Genomic DNA, 15,926 nt, shown 5'->3' with positions numbered 1-15,926 from the left:
CGACCTGCCCCAGGTCGGGGCTTTTTCGCATGCAGCCCAGGTCAGCAAGCCTTCGCTTGCGGCCAACCCCACCAAAAGACACATAACAACGGAGACAGACATGAATACCCCCCACGCGAACAATGCCCTGACACGTCGCCACTGGCTAAGCTATTGCGCTGCCTTGCTGTCTACACCTTTTGCTGCCATCGCCAATCCGCCTCAGCGCCTTGGCACGCAGTTGCGTATCGTGATCCCCGCCAACCCCGGCGGCGGCTGGGACCAGACCGGCCGCGCCCTGGGCACCGCGCTGACCAGCAGCGGCACGGTGGACAAGGTCGTTTATGAAAACATCGGCGGCAAGGGCGGCACCATCGGCTTGGCCGAGTACACCAAACGCTATGGCAGCGACCCCAACTGCCTGCTGATCGGCGGCATGGTCATGGTCGGCGCCCTGGCGCTGAACAAGAATTCGGCCGCGCTGCAGCAGGTGCAACCCCTGGCGCGCCTGACCAGCGACTATCTGGTGGTGGCCGTGCCCACCGACTCGCCGCTTGCCAACCCCAAGGCACTGGCCAAGGCCATGCGCGAGAACCTGCCGGCACTGACCATTGCCGGAGGCTCTGCAGGAGGTGTGGACCATATGTACGCAGGCATGCTGGCCCGCCTGGCCAAGGCCAATGCGGAGCAACTGCAATACAAACCCTTTGCCGGCGGTAACGATGTGCTCCAGGCCCTGCTGCAAAAGCAGGTGCAGGTGGGAATCTCGGGTTACAGCGAGTTCAGAGAAGCCTTGCAGGCGGGCAAACTGCGCGCCCTCGGTGTTTCGTCACGCCGTGCCATGTTCGGCATTGCCTCCATGCGCGACCAGGGTCTGGATGCTGAAATGTCGAACTGGCGTGCCGTCTTTACAGGCAAGAATCTGCCGGCAGAACGCGCCCAGCAACTGCTGGCTGCTATCGACCATGCAAGCAACCAGGACAGCTGGAAGCAAGCCCTGGTCAGCAATAATTGGAACTCTTCCTGGCAAACCGGCAAGGCACTGCATGAATTTCTGGAGGTCGAAACCTCCACTGCCCAGCTGATGACCTATCTGCTCAAGCTCAAGAGCTGAGCCTCTTTGCGAGATAGCCGCATGAACATGGTCAACCACACCGCCGCCTCCCCCCGCCTGTCCATTGCCGTCATGGGTGCGGGCTCGGTGGGCTGCTACTTTGGTGCTCTGCTGGCACGCGCCGGCCACCCGGTCACGCTGATCGGTAGAGCATCGCATATGCAGGCCATCAGCCAGCACGGGCTGCGACTGCAGACGGCGACAGAAGATCTGAACATCCCCATCACCGCCAGCACCGAAGCCAGTGCCGTGGCAGGCGCCGATGTGGTGCTGTTCTGCGTGAAATCCACCGACACCGAAGCAGCGGCTGCACAGATCAAACCCCACCTGGCAGCGCACACTCAGGTACTGAGCTTGCAAAACGGCGTGGACAACGACCGGCGCCTGCGCCTGGTACTGGGTCAGCAGCCGGTGGCTGCTGCCGTGGTTTATGTCGCCACCGCCATGGCCGGCCCAGGCCATGTGCGTCACTTCGGCCGGGGCGAGCTGCTCATCGCACCCTGTCCGCAGGGTGACGAGATTGCACTCCAGTTCAGCGCAGCAAACATCCCCACCCAGACCTCAGACGGCGTGCTGACCGCACTCTGGCAAAAACTCATCATCAACTGCGTGTACAACGCACTCTCCGCCCTCACCCAGCAGCCCTATGGCTGGCTGATAGCGCAGCAGGGCGTACCCGCCGTCATGCAGGATATTGCCGCCGAATGCAAGGCCGTAGCTCTGGCCGACGGCGTGCTGCTACCGGCCTCCGTGGACGAGGCTGTAGCAGCCATAGCGCGCACCATGCCCCGGCAGCTCTCTTCTACGGCCCAGGATCTGGCGCGGGGCAAGACCACGGAAATCGACCATCTCAACGGCTATGTGGTGCGACGCGGTCAGGCCCTGGGCATTGCCACGCCGATCAACCGTCTGCTGCAGGTGCTGGTGCAACTCAAGCAAATGCCGGCACAAAAGCAGGAACTATGATTTCCATAGCTGCTTGCTCTGACAAATCAATGGCTAGAGTCAATTTTTACACCCGGAAACACCTAAGCCAGTACTAACACTTCCGGCATGGCTCGCCACCCTGTCCCGAGGGCTGCTTCAGCCCTGCCCCTATTGCTACAAACCCTGAAGCAAGCGAGTCTTCTCCCTGATTCGTGGCTGACCCGCAACACTTGCGCGCTGTTTGTGGCCTTTATCACTTCAAGGCGTTGCAGTCGAAGATTTGAAGCTACTAAACTTGTAGCAAAATAAATTAACCGCTATAGTCCATTGGACATGGCACTGAAAGCGCCTAGTGCGCCCAGCTCGACAACATCATTGCGCAAGGAGAAGCGTCCATGAGCTCCAAGGAAAACGCCGCCATCAACCAGCTGTTCGAGAAGCTCGAATGCCGCTATGCGCTGCGCGTGCTGTGGGCTTTGCGGGATGGTCATCCCCAGACCTTCCGACTGCTGCAAGACAGTGTGGGCGGCATCACCCCCAACACCTTGAACACCCGTATCAAGGAGCTGCGCGAGTGCGGCCTGCTCGAGCATGGCAGCGACGGCTACACCGTCACCCTGACCGGGCAGGATCTGCTCAAGCGCCTGTCCGATGTACAAGCCTTTGCCAACCGCTGGGTTGCCGCGCGCGCCAAGAAGTAAACCTTGCCGCTGTTGCGGCCGGGAGACTGGCAGCAAGCGGGTGCACCACTATCATCCAAGGGCCCCAAGCGTGCTTGGCGGGCCCTTTTTTCCATCGCCTTTTTCTGCTTTGCGCTGAAAGGAAATCATCATGGCATTCAACACTACTGCCTCCGGCCTGCAATACGAAGACACCGTCGTGGGCGAAGGCGCCGAAGCCAAGGCCGGTCAGAACGTGACCGTGCACTACACCGGCTGGCTCTACAACAATGGCGTGCAAGGCGCCAAGTTCGACTCCAGCAAGGACCGCAACGATCCTTTCGTCTTTCCCCTGGGCGCCGGCATGGTCATCAAGGGCTGGGACGAAGGCGTGCAGGGCATGAAGGTGGGCGGCCAGCGCACGCTGCTGATCCCCGCTGCCCTGGGCTATGGTGCGCGCGGCGCCGGTGGCGTGATCCCGCCCAACGCCACGCTTAAGTTTGACGTGGAACTGCTGGCTGTCTAAAAAACAGGCTGGCTCATCAAAAAAGCGGCTCTCTCTGAGGCCGCTTTTTTCTTTGCGAGAGGCTCGGCACAGATGGTGCTTATGTCTCTTCCGCCTCAAACAGCACCCTGTGCAACGACGTATAAGCCTTGTCACCCGCAGCATCACGTATGCGCGGAGCCAGCGCTGCCAGTTGCTCATAACCCATGGCCGCCTCCACCGCCAGATTCAGCCTGAAGCCCTTGAGCCCCAGAGCCCCCGTGATGGACACCGCTATCGGATAGGCTCTCTGGTAGCGCCTCTGGGCGCTGCCAGGGTCGACGTCAGCAGCTGCCAACGATGCCGAACTGCTCTTTGAGAGCGAAGATACATGGGCCTGTGCTGCTGCATCGGCCGCGACGGACGACTCTCTTGTGGCCAGCCAGCCCTTGCCGACCAGCGCCAGAATATCGTCCTTGTTCACCCCCAGCGCCGAGGTCGCCTCCAGCACCTGTATGAGACTGCGACGACCGTCAAACAGCAAAAAGGCCGAGCGCAGCCGCTGGCTCAGGTCGGCATGGCGCTCCTTGAAGGCCAGCTGGCCCTCGGGTGTTTTGACTAGATACATCGACCCCGCCCTCTGTGCATTGAATTGCTTTCCGCCCTGCAGGGTGGCAGCTATGGCTGCAGCTGAAAAGCGGGTTTTCCTGCAAGCCTGGTCCGCGCATGCTCCAGATCAGTTCGCGGCGGATATTCAGCAGAAAACTGCCTTGAACCTGATTCAAAAGATCGCTGAAGGCCATCCAATCAAGAGTTTTCAAGCTCTCGCCCGTCGCTGCTCCCACCAGCTGACGAGCAATGTGGAGGCCAAGCCCACCGGCACACCGAACACTCCGGCCGAGATGGGCTGAATACCCCACCAGAGTGCCTCGCCACGGAGGATCGACGGCAGCACCCCTTGCAGACCCGGAACGTGCGAGGCCATGTAGTAAAGCGTCACGGCCAGGCCCAGCAGCATGCCGACCACCGCGCCACGGCGCGTGGTGCCACGCCAGAAGATGCCCAGCACCATGGCCGGCACCAAAGCCGAGCCCGCCAAAGAAAAGGAGGCAGAGACCATGGGAAGAATGTCCGAAGAGCGACGCGCCGCGACAAACGCCGCCGACAGGGCCACCAGCAGCAATGCGAATTTGGAAAGAATCACGCGCTGTTCAGGCGAGATGCGGCGCTTGCGCGTATCCAGGCGCTGGCGCTCCTGGAAATAGAGATCCCGCACCAGGGCATTGCTGATGGTCAGCAGCAGGCCGTCGGCCGTGGACAGGGCCGCCGCCAGTCCGCCCGCAGCCACCAGCCCCGAGAGCACATAAGGCATGCCGCCTAGTTCTGGAGTGGCCAGCATGATAAGGTCGGCCCCCATGCGGATTTCGGCAAACTGCAAAATGCCATCGCCGTTGATGTCCTCCACCGACAGCAGCGAGGCGTCCACCCTTGACCACTGCGCTATCCAGTTCGGCAAGGCATCGAAATGCGTGCCAACGAGATTGCTCATGACCTCGTACTTCACCAGTACGGCCAAGGCTGGCGCCCCCAGATACAGCAACCCGATGAAGAACAGCGACCAGGCCACAGAGGTACGTGCGGCAGACACCGAGGGAACCGTGAAATAGCGCGTGAGCAAGTGCGGCAGCCCAGCCGTGCCGACCATCAGGCAGAACATCAGCGCCAGAAAGTTGCGCCGACTTTCCTCATAGGCCTGCTGCTCGGCCGGCGAGCCATCCGGATCCCCTGCGAAAGGCTGGCTTTGCAGCGGCATGCCGCCCAGCGGCTTGGCCCGCTCATAGGCCTCGTGCAACTCACGGCTCCAGAGCTCGCGCGCCGCCGCCTCGTCCTTGGGCATGGCGGCCAGCTCCCGGCTGGCGGCCATGATGGCGCCGATATTGCCACTGCTGGTGCGCAGCTCGCGGATATGCTCGCTCAGTGCCTGACGTTCGGCCGCCAGCACATTGGGCACATCGCGCAGCTTGGCCTGCAGCACCTGAGCGCGGGTGCGATAGGCCTCCAGCACCGACTGCTCGGCCTCTGAGGAAAGCAACTGCTGCTCCATGGCGCCGATCTTGCCCAGTTGCTGGCTATAGGCCAGCTGGGCCCAGGGGTTACCCAGCTGTTTGTAGGCCAGCCAGGAGACAGGCAGCATGAAGGCCAGCAGGATCACCACATATTGCGCCACCTGGGTCCAGGTGATCGCCCGCATGCCGCCGAGGAACGAGCACAGCAGCACGCCGCCCAGCCCCAGCATGATGCCGATCTCGAACTGCACGCCGGTCAGTCGCGCAGCAATCAGGCCCACGCCGTAGATCTGCGCTACCACATAGGTGAAGGAACAGGTGATGGCCGCCAGCGCAGCAATGATGCGCGGCCAACGTCCGCCATAGCGCGCCTGAAAGAAATCCGGCACGGTATAGAGATTCATGGCCCGCAGATAGGGGGCAATCAGCATACCGACCAGACAGAACCCGCCCGTCCATCCCAGGACATAGGCCAGTCCGCCGGGCTGCGTGCCGGTTCCCGAAAAGCCTTGCAGATAAAGCGCACCGGAGAGGCTGATGAAGGAGGCTGCGCTCATCCAGTCTGCAGCAGCCGCCATGCCGTTGTAGAAAGGCGGAATGCGCCGGCCGGCGACGAAATACTCCTCGGCATCGCTGGTGCGCGAATACACGCCGATGGCCGCGTACACCATCACCGTGGAGAACAGGAAGATGGGCCCGATCCAGTGGCGAGAGAGCCCGCGCTCCTCGGCCCAGAGCATGGTCAGCAGAAAGCCTGCCGTTCCCAGCACATAGAGAAACAGGATGCGATGCAGCCGCCAGTGATAGGCACGGCTCAGAACTGGCCGCTCAGGCATGAAGATCGGAAGTGGCAGAGGAGGCGTCGTGAGCCTCAGCCGCTTTGCGCGCCTCGTCACGCGCCTGCTGGCGTTCGAAATAATCCATGGCCACACAATAGACCACGATGATGAGCAGGAACATCAGGACCGCCCCTTGGGCCGCCATCCAGTAGGCCACGGGCCAGTTGGGCACCAGCGCCTGGATATCGCGCGCAAAGTAGCAGATGCCAAATGAAAATACCACCCAGACCGTCAGCAGCAAGGCCTTGAGTCTCAGGTGGTAGGTATCGTGCAGATCCGGCGGGAAGGTGACTTCCACCGGATTGCCCAAAGCATCGAATGCCTGTCGCGGAGCATCCGACACAGCATCGTCATGCACGGGCGCGTGATGCGTCTGCATGCCGATGCGCAAGGCTTATTCAGCCAGCTTCTGCCAGGTGGAGACCACGCTGTCAGGGTTCAGAGAGATGGACGAGATGCCTTCATCGGCCAACCACTTGGCGAAGTCGGGGTGGTCCGAAGGGCCTTGGCCGCAGATGCCTACATACTTGTTCTGGTCGCGGCAGGCCTTGATGGCACGGGCCAGCAGCTTCTTGACGGCAGGATCGCGCTCGTCGAAGTCGGCGGCCAGCAGCTCCAGGCCCGAGTCGCGGTCCAGGCCCAGGGTCAGCTGGGTCAGGTCGTTGGAGCCCACGGAGAAGCCGTCGAAGTACTCGAGAAACTCTTCGGCAAGGACTGCGTTGGAGGGCACTTCGCACATCATGATCAGCTGCAGGCCGTTCTCGCCGCGCTTGAGTCCGTTCTCGGCCAGCAGCTCGGTCACGCGCTTGGCCTGGCCCAGCGTACGCACGAAGGGGATCATGATCTTGACGTTGGTCAGACCCATGTCCTCACGCACGCGGCGCAGGGCTTCGCATTCCATCTTAAAGGCTTCACCGAACTCGGCCGAGATGTAGCGCGCTGCACCGCGGAAGCCCAGCATGGGGTTCTCTTCCTCGGGCTCGTAACGGCTGCCGCCGATCAGCTTGCGGTATTCGTTGGACTTGAAGTCGGACATGCGCACGATCACGGGCTTGGGCCAGAAAGCGGCGGCAATCGTTGCCACGCCTTCAGTCACCTTGTCCACGTAGAACGCGCGGGGAGATGCATGGCCACGCGCCACGGACTCGACCGCCTTCTTCAGGTCGGCGTCAACGGCGGGGTAGTCCAGGATGGCCTTGGGGTGCACGCCGATATTGTTGTTGATGATGAATTCCAGACGGGCCAGACCCACGCCTTCGTTGGGCAGCTGGGCAAAGTCGAAAGCCAGCTGGGGGTTGCCCACGTTCATCATGATCTTGGTGGGGATGCTGGGCATCTCGCCACGCTTGACCTCGGTCACTTCGGTTTCCAGCAGACCGTCATAGATCTTGCCGGTATCGCCTTCCGCGCAGGACACGGTGACCAGTGTTTCGGCCTTAAGCAGATCGGTCGCATTGCCGCAGCCCACGACGGCAGGGATGCCCAGCTCGCGAGCAATGATGGCTGCGTGGCAAGTACGGCCACCGCGGTTGGTGACGATGGCCGAAGCCTTCTTCATGACGGGCTCCCAGTTGGGGTCGGTCATGTCGGTCACCAGCACGTCGCCGGCCTGCACCTGGTCCATCTGCGAGATGTCGGACACCAGACGCACGGGGCCGGTGCCGATCTTCTGGCCGATGGCGCGGCCTTCGGCCAGCACGGTGCCCGTGCCCTTGAGCTTGTAGCGCAGCTCGGCCTGGCCCTTGGCCTGGCTCTTCACGGTTTCGGGGCGCGCCTGCAGGATGTAGAGCTGGCCGTCGGTGCCGTCCTTGCCCCATTCGATATCCATGGGGCGGCCGTAGTGCTGCTCGATCACCAGAGCGTAATGCGCCAGTTGCTGCACTTCCTCGTCGGTCAGCGAATAGCGGTTGCGCAGTTCGTGGGCCACATCGGTGGTCTTGACCAGCTTGCCGTCTGCAGCCTTTTCCTCGGGCGTGGCAAAAATCATCTGGATCAGCTTGGAGCCCAGATTGCGGCGGATCAGCGCCTTGTTGCCAGCCTTGAGCATGGGCTTGTGCACATAGAACTCGTCGGGGTTCACGGCGCCCTGCACCACGGTCTCGCCCAGGCCGTAGCTGGAGGTGATGAAGACCACTTCCTCGAAACCGGATTCGGTGTCGATGGTGAACATCACGCCGGCAGCGCCCTTGTCGGAGCGCACCATGCGCTGCACGCCGGCGGACAGTGCCACCACATCGTGCTCGAAGCCCTTGTGCACGCGGTAGGAGATGGCGCGGTCGTTGTACAGCGACGCGAACACTTCCTTCATCTTGCGCAGCACGTCTTCGATGCCCACCACGTTCAGGAAGGTTTCCTGCTGGCCGGCAAACGATGCATCAGGCAGGTCTTCTGCCGTGGCGGAAGAGCGCACGGCAAACGATGCCTCGGCATTGCCGCCTTGCAGGCGGACAAATTCCTCACGAATGGCCTGCTCCAAATCGGCAGGGAACGGCTGGCTCTCCACCATGGCGCGGATTTCCGCGCCCACAGTGGCCAGAGCGCGGACATCGTCCACGTCCAGGGCAGCCAGCTTGGCCGAGATTTTGCCGGCCAGACCTTCAAAGGCCAGGAACTCGCGGAATGCATGAGCCGTGGTGGCAAAGCCGGTAGGCACGCGTACGCCCTGGGGCAGTTGCGAGATCATTTCGCCGAGCGAGGCGTTCTTGCCGCCTACGGACTCGACATCAGACATTCTCAGTTTTTCAAACGGAACGACCAGAGCGGTCGCTTCGAACAGTTGAGACATGGGAAGCTCCAAAGTTAAAAACCGGTACGCAGGCGGCTCTGGGCTGAATGGCCAGGGCACGCGAACCCATGCTGCTTGAATGCAGTGCTTTGCTGTTCTGGATGTTGACCGTCAACGAGCATGGGCTTGAATTTGGGAATAATGGGCGCCATTGTAGGCTGAGCCGGCGAGCGTCGCGTGGCTCAAACCAGATTCAGAGTCCGGGACATGGCATTGCCTGCTCAGGTCCCACCTAATCACTGCGCGCACCATGCATACCCATACGATTTTTGTCATTTCTGACGGCACAGGCATCACGGCCGAGACCTTCGGCACGGCCATCATGGCCCAGTTCGAGAGCAAGCCGAGGCTGATTCGCATCCCCTTTGTGGACTCCATGGACAAGATTCATCAGGCCGTGCGCCAGATCAACCATGTGGCCGAGGTGGAGAAGAGAAAGCCCATCATCTTCACCACCCTGGTCAATCAGGAGATGCTGGAATTCCTTGAAGCCAACTGCAAGGGCAAGCTGTTCGACATGTTCGGCACCTTTGTGCGCCCGCTGGAGGTGGAACTGGGCCAGAAGTCGCTGCACCGCGTGGGCCGCTTTGCCGACATCAGCGAGAGCAAGGAATATCTGGAGCGCATGGAGGCCATCAACTACACGCTGGCTCACGATGATGGCCAGACCCATGCCGACCTGAGCGGCGCCGACGTGATTCTGGTGGGCGTGAGCCGCTCGGGCAAGACTCCAACCAGCCTGTACCTGGCCATGCAGTTTGGCCTCAAGGTGGCCAACTACCCGCTGATTCCCGAAGACTTCGAGCGCAAGCAGTTGCCGCCCGCGCTGGAGCCCTATCGCAAAAAGCTGTTTGGCCTGACGATTCAGCCCGAGCGCCTGTCCAGCATCCGCAACGAACGCCGCCCCGACTCCAAGTACGCCAGCCTGCCCAACTGCCGCTACGAGGTGGCCGAGGCCGAGGCCATGATGCGCAGAAGCGGCATCGAGTGGCTGTCAAGCACCACCAAGTCGATCGAAGAGATTGCCACTACCATCTTGCAGGAAGTGCTGCCGCAGCATCTGGGGCATTAAGCCTCCCCCTGAGCGGCTTCGCCGCTTCCCCAAGGGGACGCAGCCCTCGCTGCGAGGCGGCTCTCGGCCGCCCTTACTTAGCCCGTGCCTTTAGCCCGCGCCGGCGTCAAGAACTACGGGTAATGCAGGCGCCACGCACTGTCCTCGCTCAACGCAGGACGGGCTGCTGCGGCAGCTCCTGCAGCAGATAGTCCACCAGGGCGCGGACCTTGGCCGGCACATATTTACGGTCCTTGAAGCAGGCGAAGAAGTCCAGCGGAGCATCCTCGAACTGCAACTGGCCCTTGCGCGCCGACTTGAGTGCCAGAGGCACCAGCCGCCCCTTGCGCATCTCCTCATGGACGATGAAGCTGCCGGCCCAGGCGATGCCGCCACCGGCAGCGGCGAACTCCACCAGGGCATCGATATCGCTGCCTATGGCCGCAATCTTCTGCTTCGGATCGGTGCGCTGGCCATCGCGCAGAAAGGGCCAGCGCATAAGCCTGCCGTCGCGCTCGCGCCGATACAGCAGACAGGCATGCTCAAGCAGATCCTGTGCCGTCTGCGGGCAGCCATGCTGTTGCAGATACTGCGGCGATGCACACAGAATGCGCGGCACCGAGGCCAGCAGCCGCACCGACATGCCGGGCTCCAGCACATCGCGGTAGCGCACGCTGATGTCCACATCCTCCTTGAGCACATCCACATGCCGGTCCGTGATCAAGAGCTCCAGCTCCAGTCGCGGATGCAGCGCGCTAAACGCCGGCAGCAGCGGCGCCAGCACATGGCGGCCAAAGGCTGCCATGCAGGCAATGCGCAAGCGGCCTTGCAGCTCTCCATGAATCAGCGAGAGATCGGACTGGGCTTTTTCGAGCTCGTCGAGCACCGGAGCGACGCGCGCCAGATAGCTCTCGCCGGCCTCGGTCAAGGCCATGGACCGGGTGGTGCGGGTGATCAGGCGCGTGCCCAACTCGCGCTCCAGCCGCGCGATGTTCTGGCTGGCTGCGGCGGGCGAAATGCCCAGCTGGCGCGCAGCCGAGGCGATGGAGCCGCCCTCCAGCGCTTTGACAAAGGTTTCTATGGCTCGCAGATTCGGCATGACTGCGAATGTATCTCCAATTGAATTCGAAAGTTCTGCTTATGAGTACAACAAGCCCCGGACCTCTACCGCCGGCCGCCGCTGATGCTTACAGTGCAACCCTGTTTCCCATCCATGCATTCGGCCTCAAGCCTTTGACACAGCAACGCAAGCCGCCATGACGCCGAGTGCATTTTCAGCATCGTTCCCATGAATTCATACTCCAGTTCCTTCTCCTCCAGACTTTCCGCACTGAAGCTGCACAGGCGTTACACGCCGTTTGTTTTCGCGTTTTTCATGGCCGGCATCATGGCGTTCCTCATGTGCTGCACCATCGTGGCGGCCAATACCGGCTTTGACAGCGGCTATGTGCGGCGCGTGTTCAGCGCCTATGCGCTGGCCATGCCGGTGGCGTTCTTCTGCGTGATGATGGTGCGGCCGCTGGTGCTCAAGCTGGTTGCGCTGACCGTGCATACGCATTGACAGCCAGTGACAGTCAGGTCATTAGCTATTGAATCTGAAGCAGCCTGCGCATGACTGGCTTCAAAATTCAATTCAATATGCTTAAATTTCAAGCAGGTAAAGCGGTATCAGCTACAAAAATATACTGCAGCGCGCCGTCGCTGCTGCGCACCGGGTCGCACTGCATGCCCCAGACCTGGCGCACCAGCGCCGGTTGCAGCACATCCTGCACCGCACCGTGATGCACTCCGGCATCACCGCCCAGCACCAGCACATCGTCGGCATAGCGCAAGGCCAGGTTCAGGTCATGGATCACCGCCACCACGCCTGCGCCCTGCTGCCCAGCCCACTGGCGCAGCAGGCGCATGGCATGGTGCTGATGGGCCAGGTCGAGAGCAGCGGTGGGCTCGTCCAGCAGAAGCCAGCGCGCCGCGCCGTCGGCGGGCGGCTGCCAGATCTGCGCCAGTGCCCTGGCCAGGTGAGTGCGAGCCCGCTCGCCGCCCGACAGCGTGTTGATGCTGCGCTGCGCCAGATGATCGACCCCGGTCAACTCCATGGCCTGCGCCGGAATCTGCGCCTCCCCGTTGCTGGGCTGATGACGATGCGGATAACGCCCCAGCTCCACCACCTCCTGGGCCGTGAAGTCAAAGGCCACGCTGCAATCCTGGGGCATGACGGAGCGACGCCGCGCCAGGCCCTCCACAGCGTGCGCGGACAGCGCCTGCCCGTCGAGCAGGACCTGCCCCGACTGCGGCGCGCGCTCGCCCACCAGCATGGACATCAGCGTGGACTTGCCGGCGCCGTTGGGGCCGAGGATGGCGGTAAAGCGCCCGGCCGGAATCCTCACATCCACCGTCGCCAGGCGCGGCCCCTTGAGCACGCCGACGCCCAGATTGCGGCATTCGAGGCTGGACACCCCTTGGTGCGCACTCATACCTTGCTCCTGAACTGGCGCAGCATGGCCAGGAAAAGCGGCACGCCGATAAACGCGGTGAGCACGCCCAGCGGCAGCTCGGCCGGCTTGACGATGGTGCGCGCCACGGCATCGGCGCTGACCACCAGCGCAGCCCCCAGCAGGGCCGACCCCGGCAGCACCACGCGATGATCGGGACCGGCAATCAGCCGCACCCAGTGCGGCGCGACCAGGCCGATGAAGCCGATGATGCCGGTGGTCGCGGTCACGGCCCCCACGGCCAGCGCAGCCACCATTACGGCGCGGCGCTTGGTTTTCTCCACGGCCACACCCAGCAGATTGGCCTGGGCTTCGCCCAGTGCAATCGCATTCAGCGGCCTGGCCAGCGCCAGCGCCGCCGCTGCGCTGACGGCGACGGCCGCCGACACCAGGGCCACCGCACTCCAGCGCGAGGCGCCCAGGCTGCCCAGCAGCCACATCTGCAGATTGCGCAGCTGCTCGTCCGTCGATACAAAGCTCAGAAAGCCCAGTCCGGCGCCGGCCAGCGCATTGATGGCAATGCCGGCCAGCAGCATCAGGCCGATGCGGGTCGTGCCCTGGACCTGACCCAGCACATAGACCACGGCGGTCACGGCCAGACCGCCGCCAAAAGCCATGGCCACCAGAGCCCAGCTGCCCAGATGACGCGGCAGCCAGGGCAGATACAGGCCGCCCAGCACGATGGTGATGCCGGCAGCCAGGGCCGCGCCGCTGCTCACGCCGATGAGGCCGGGGTCGGCCAGCGGATTGCGAAACAGCCCCTGCATCAATGCGCCGGCCAGCCCCAGTCCTGCACCCGCAGCCACGCCCATGAGCAGGCGCGGCAGGCGGATATTGAGAAAGACCAGATGCTCGGGGCCGCTGTCCACGGCACCGCCAAAAAAACTGCGAAGCCCGTCCCAGGCAATCCCGGGCAGTTGCCCCGGTGCAATGGCATAGGCCCCGCTGGCCGCACCCCACACCATGGCCAGCAATACCAGCGCCGCACCCAGCAGCAGGGCTGCGCTGCGGCTGAGCCGGCCGGCCGGCGTGCGCCAGCGCGATGCGACGGGCAGCTCGGCTGCTGGCTTTGATGCCACGCTCCCCATGCTTGCGCTCATGCTCAGGCCACCCACTGCAGTGCGCGCATATGCAGCGCCTGCACAGCGCTGGGCAGGCGCGGGCCGAAGCCCAGCAAATGGCTGGCTTCCAGCGTCACCAGCGCCTTCTTGGCATAGGCGGGAGTCAGTGCCAGCTCGGGCCGCTTCCAGAAGGCGGCCTCGCCGCCCAGTGCTTCAATGCCCTGCGTGGTGTTGATGATGACCTCGGGCGCAGCGCTGGCCATGGCTTCGGCAGTCAAGGGCTTGTAGCCGTCGAACTGGTCGATGACATTGACACAGCCCGCGTACTGGATCAGTGCATTGGCTGCCGTGCCCTTGCCTGCCACCTGCGGACTGCCGCTGTGCGAGAGCACAAACAGCACGCGCGGCTTGCGCTGGGCCTTGGCCACCTGCGCCTGGACGCTGCTCCACTGCGCATCGAGCTGGGCCAGCAGTTTGTCGGCCTCGCTGGAACGACCTGTCTCGCGCCCCACAACCTTGACCTTTTCCTGGACCTCGGCCCAGTTGTGCCTGGCCGCAACCAGCGATACACGCACGCCAGCCTGACGGATCTGATCGAGCACCACGGGAGGCCCGGCCTCGCTGGTTGCGATCACCGCATCGGGCTTGAGCGAGAGCAGGCCTTCGGCCGAGAGCTGGCGCACATAGCCGACCTTGGCGGTTTTTTGCGCCGCTTCGGGAAACAGGCTGGTGGTGTCCGTGCCCACCAGCAGGCTCTGGGCATTGAGCAGATAGACCACCTCGGTCAGTGCGCCGCTGAGCGACACCAGCCGCTTCGCTCCTGGCGCGGCAGCGGCAGTCTGTGCCAGGGCCGGCAGGGCCGTGCCCGCCACGGCAGCGCCCAGCCAGTGCAGACCCTGACGTCGGGAAATGTCTGGCGTGCTCATACGGCCTCCGCCACTTCAGTCTTGCGCGGCAGGCCGGCCACCAGATCGCGCCAGCCTTGCAGCTCGGGCTGGCCTGGCTTGCGCTCACCGAAGAACATGGCCATGTTGTTGCCTTCGGCATCAAAGGCCTCGACCGAGGTCACCACGCCATCGCTGGTGGGTTTCTGCACCACCCAGACATTGGCTATCAGGTCGGTGCGCAGATGGAGGTTGAAGCCCTTGTCCAGCACATTGATCCAGCGCACGCCGTCCTTGCCGTCCATAGGCTGGATATTGCTCACGGGGCCGGTGTGGATCTGGATGCAGCCGCTGCTGCCCACAAACACCATGATGGAGACACCGTCCACCGCCGCATCGCCCAGCAACTGCGCGACCGCGTCGGTGCTAAGGCGATCGCAGTACTGGGGCACCAGACGGAAGGCCTGCTGGCGCTCGACTCCGAACCTGCGCAGCATCTCGAAGAACTCATGCGTGTCCTTCATATCGGTCCAGGCCTGAGTCAGCGCGGGCACGTCGATCTCGGCATCGGCCTTGACGGCCGGCTTGGCCGCAGGCTCGCGGAACACATAGCCTGCAGAGGGCTCGGCAAAGCGCTCCACCAGCGCATTCCAGGCTGCCATGTCCGTGGCCTCGCGCGCAAACACCTTGTGCACGGCACGGCCGGCTGCGTCATAGAACTGCAGGCTGCGCATGGCAGGACGGTTGCCGTTGGCGGACTCCTCTGTCACGGCAAAGCCGGCATGCCAGTGCATGAAGAACAGGCGCAAATCGATCTCCCGGCTCAGCGCCAGACCGACCGGTCCCTGGGCCGAGAGGTTCTGGTAGATGCCGTCTTTTTCATGCACGGTGGATTCGTTGCGCGTGAGCGCCATCACGGTGCCGCAGGCTTCCAGGGCTTTAAGAATGTCCAGCCATTCGGCGCGCAGCGGCAAAGCCTTGAGCGTGCGTTCATGCTCGCCGCCATGGGCGGCGATGACCGCGCCTTCGCTCAGCTGCAGCGCCTCGGCCGCATCCTTGGCGCGCAGGCCTTGCTCACGCTTTTGCGCGAATTGCTCACGGATCTGCACCGCAGTCATGGTCTGGATTTCAGGGGATGTGATGGCGTTCATTGCAGGGTCTCCGGGCTGTGATGCCAGTGTGGCTGTGGGTTGGAAAATTCGTCGTCAAAGCGGGGAGCCGAAGCCTGGGCTTCGGGCTCTTGTTCAGGCTGGGCCAGCACCCGGGCCACCGTGGCCCAGCGCTGCTCCAGCTTTTGCAGAAAGTGGCGCATGTCCTCAGAGCGCTCACAGCCGTCCAGGCCTTCGGCCATGCGCGCCAGTTGCGTCGAGACCCTCTGAGCCATGGGCGCGCGGTGCGCCGCACAGCAGCCCTGGCTGAAACCGGTCATCAGCGCCAGCACCGTGGCCAGCTGGGCTTCGCCCTCGGTGAGCAGATATTCCTCATCGCGACTGCCAGAAGCACTCTGGGCATTGGCGGCGTTCTCGAAAACAGACATGGCACACTCCCGCAGTTTTGAGTCAAAAAGGCCTACAGCGCTTATCAG

Annotated in this window: 16 protein-coding genes; 6 read left to right on the top strand and 10 right to left on the bottom strand. The window is 63.1% G+C overall.

Annotation, left to right across the window (positions count from 1 at the left end):
- Positions 1-100 precede the first annotated feature (100 nt).
- The 4 genes from AAIL66_RS02175 (at position 101) to AAIL66_RS02160 (ending at position 3,205) form a co-directional block, all read left to right on the top strand.
- Complete coding sequence (locus AAIL66_RS02175) at positions 101-1,093, top strand: tripartite tricarboxylate transporter substrate-binding protein (protein WP_343484141.1); 993 nt, start codon at positions 101-103, stop codon at positions 1,091-1,093.
- A gap of 21 nt (positions 1,094-1,114) precedes the next feature.
- On the top strand, positions 1,115-2,059 hold the full coding sequence (locus tag AAIL66_RS02170; RefSeq protein ID WP_343495890.1) for a ketopantoate reductase family protein: 945 nt from the start codon (positions 1,115-1,117) through the stop codon (positions 2,057-2,059).
- A gap of 356 nt (positions 2,060-2,415) precedes the next feature.
- Positions 2,416-2,721: a winged helix-turn-helix transcriptional regulator gene (locus AAIL66_RS02165; protein ID WP_003057624.1), complete on the top strand. Its 306-nt coding sequence runs from the start codon at positions 2,416-2,418 to the stop codon at positions 2,719-2,721.
- A 130-nt stretch (positions 2,722-2,851) separates the two neighbouring features.
- On the top strand, positions 2,852-3,205 hold the full coding sequence (locus AAIL66_RS02160; protein WP_003070674.1) for an FKBP-type peptidyl-prolyl cis-trans isomerase: 354 nt from the start codon (positions 2,852-2,854) through the stop codon (positions 3,203-3,205).
- 79 nt (positions 3,206-3,284) lie between these two features.
- On the opposite strand, the gene AAIL66_RS02155 is transcribed toward AAIL66_RS02160, so the two are convergent.
- The 4 genes from AAIL66_RS02155 to ppsA all read right to left on the bottom strand — a co-directional run bounded on the left by AAIL66_RS02155 (position 3,285) and on the right by ppsA (position 8,853).
- Positions 3,285-3,791, bottom strand: a complete 507-nt coding sequence (locus AAIL66_RS02155; protein ID WP_343495889.1) for a hypothetical protein — start codon at positions 3,789-3,791, stop codon at positions 3,285-3,287.
- Positions 3,792-3,980: 189 nt separating this feature from the next.
- Positions 3,981-6,065 carry a VC_2705 family sodium/solute symporter gene (locus AAIL66_RS02150; RefSeq protein ID WP_034360019.1) on the bottom strand — a complete coding sequence of 695 codons (2,085 nt, stop codon included), beginning with the start codon at positions 6,063-6,065 and terminating at the stop codon, positions 3,981-3,983.
- On the bottom strand, positions 6,058-6,447 hold the full coding sequence (locus AAIL66_RS02145; protein ID WP_034360071.1) for a DUF4212 domain-containing protein: 390 nt from the start codon (positions 6,445-6,447) through the stop codon (positions 6,058-6,060). The genes AAIL66_RS02150 and AAIL66_RS02145 overlap by 8 nt, the downstream gene beginning before the upstream one ends.
- 15 nt (positions 6,448-6,462) lie before the next feature.
- Positions 6,463-8,853 (bottom strand): phosphoenolpyruvate synthase, encoded by a 2,391-nt coding sequence (gene ppsA / locus AAIL66_RS02140; RefSeq protein WP_343495888.1) that lies wholly within the window; start codon positions 8,851-8,853, stop codon positions 6,463-6,465.
- Between the two features lie 250 nt (positions 8,854-9,103).
- Here ppsA and AAIL66_RS02135 point away from each other — a divergent pair, with 250 nt between their 5' ends.
- Positions 9,104-9,925 carry a pyruvate, water dikinase regulatory protein gene (locus AAIL66_RS02135; RefSeq protein WP_003057637.1) on the top strand — a complete coding sequence of 274 codons (822 nt, stop codon included), beginning with the start codon at positions 9,104-9,106 and terminating at the stop codon, positions 9,923-9,925.
- A 148-nt stretch (positions 9,926-10,073) separates the two neighbouring features.
- Here the strand turns inward: AAIL66_RS02135 and AAIL66_RS02130 are convergent, their stop codons facing one another.
- On the bottom strand, positions 10,074-11,003 hold the full coding sequence (locus tag AAIL66_RS02130; protein WP_343495887.1) for a LysR family transcriptional regulator: 930 nt from the start codon (positions 11,001-11,003) through the stop codon (positions 10,074-10,076).
- Between the two features lie 189 nt (positions 11,004-11,192).
- Here AAIL66_RS02130 and AAIL66_RS02125 point away from each other — a divergent pair, with 189 nt between their 5' ends.
- Entirely contained in the window at positions 11,193-11,465 is a 273-nt protein-coding gene (locus AAIL66_RS02125; RefSeq protein WP_045838275.1) for a DUF2798 domain-containing protein, read from the top strand.
- A gap of 88 nt (positions 11,466-11,553) precedes the next feature.
- Here AAIL66_RS02125 and AAIL66_RS02120 read toward each other — a convergent pair whose 3' ends face one another.
- The 5 genes from AAIL66_RS02120 to AAIL66_RS02100 are packed head-to-tail and all read right to left on the bottom strand — an operon-like array spanning position 11,554 to position 15,878.
- Complete coding sequence (locus AAIL66_RS02120) at positions 11,554-12,378, bottom strand: heme ABC transporter ATP-binding protein (protein ID WP_343495886.1); 825 nt, start codon at positions 12,376-12,378, stop codon at positions 11,554-11,556.
- Complete coding sequence (locus AAIL66_RS02115) at positions 12,375-13,484, bottom strand: iron ABC transporter permease (RefSeq protein WP_174446997.1); 1,110 nt, start codon at positions 13,482-13,484, stop codon at positions 12,375-12,377. The genes AAIL66_RS02120 and AAIL66_RS02115 overlap by 4 nt, the downstream gene beginning before the upstream one ends.
- Positions 13,485-13,498: 14 nt before the next feature.
- Positions 13,499-14,383 (bottom strand): ABC transporter substrate-binding protein, encoded by an 885-nt coding sequence (locus AAIL66_RS02110; RefSeq protein ID WP_059441195.1) that lies wholly within the window; start codon positions 14,381-14,383, stop codon positions 13,499-13,501.
- Positions 14,380-15,492, bottom strand: a complete 1,113-nt coding sequence (locus AAIL66_RS02105) for a ChuX/HutX family heme-like substrate-binding protein (protein WP_343495885.1) — start codon at positions 15,490-15,492, stop codon at positions 14,380-14,382. The genes AAIL66_RS02110 and AAIL66_RS02105 overlap by 4 nt, the downstream gene beginning before the upstream one ends.
- Entirely contained in the window at positions 15,489-15,878 is a 390-nt protein-coding gene (locus AAIL66_RS02100) for a hypothetical protein (protein WP_034360005.1), read from the bottom strand. The genes AAIL66_RS02105 and AAIL66_RS02100 overlap by 4 nt, the downstream gene beginning before the upstream one ends.
- Positions 15,879-15,926 lie beyond the last annotated feature (48 nt).

This window comes from Comamonas sp. F1-6, assembly GCF_039581415.1.
Taxonomy (GTDB): Bacteria; Pseudomonadota; Gammaproteobacteria; order Burkholderiales; family Burkholderiaceae_C; genus Comamonas; species Comamonas thiooxydans.
This window is presented reverse-complemented; position numbering and strand designations above follow the sequence as displayed.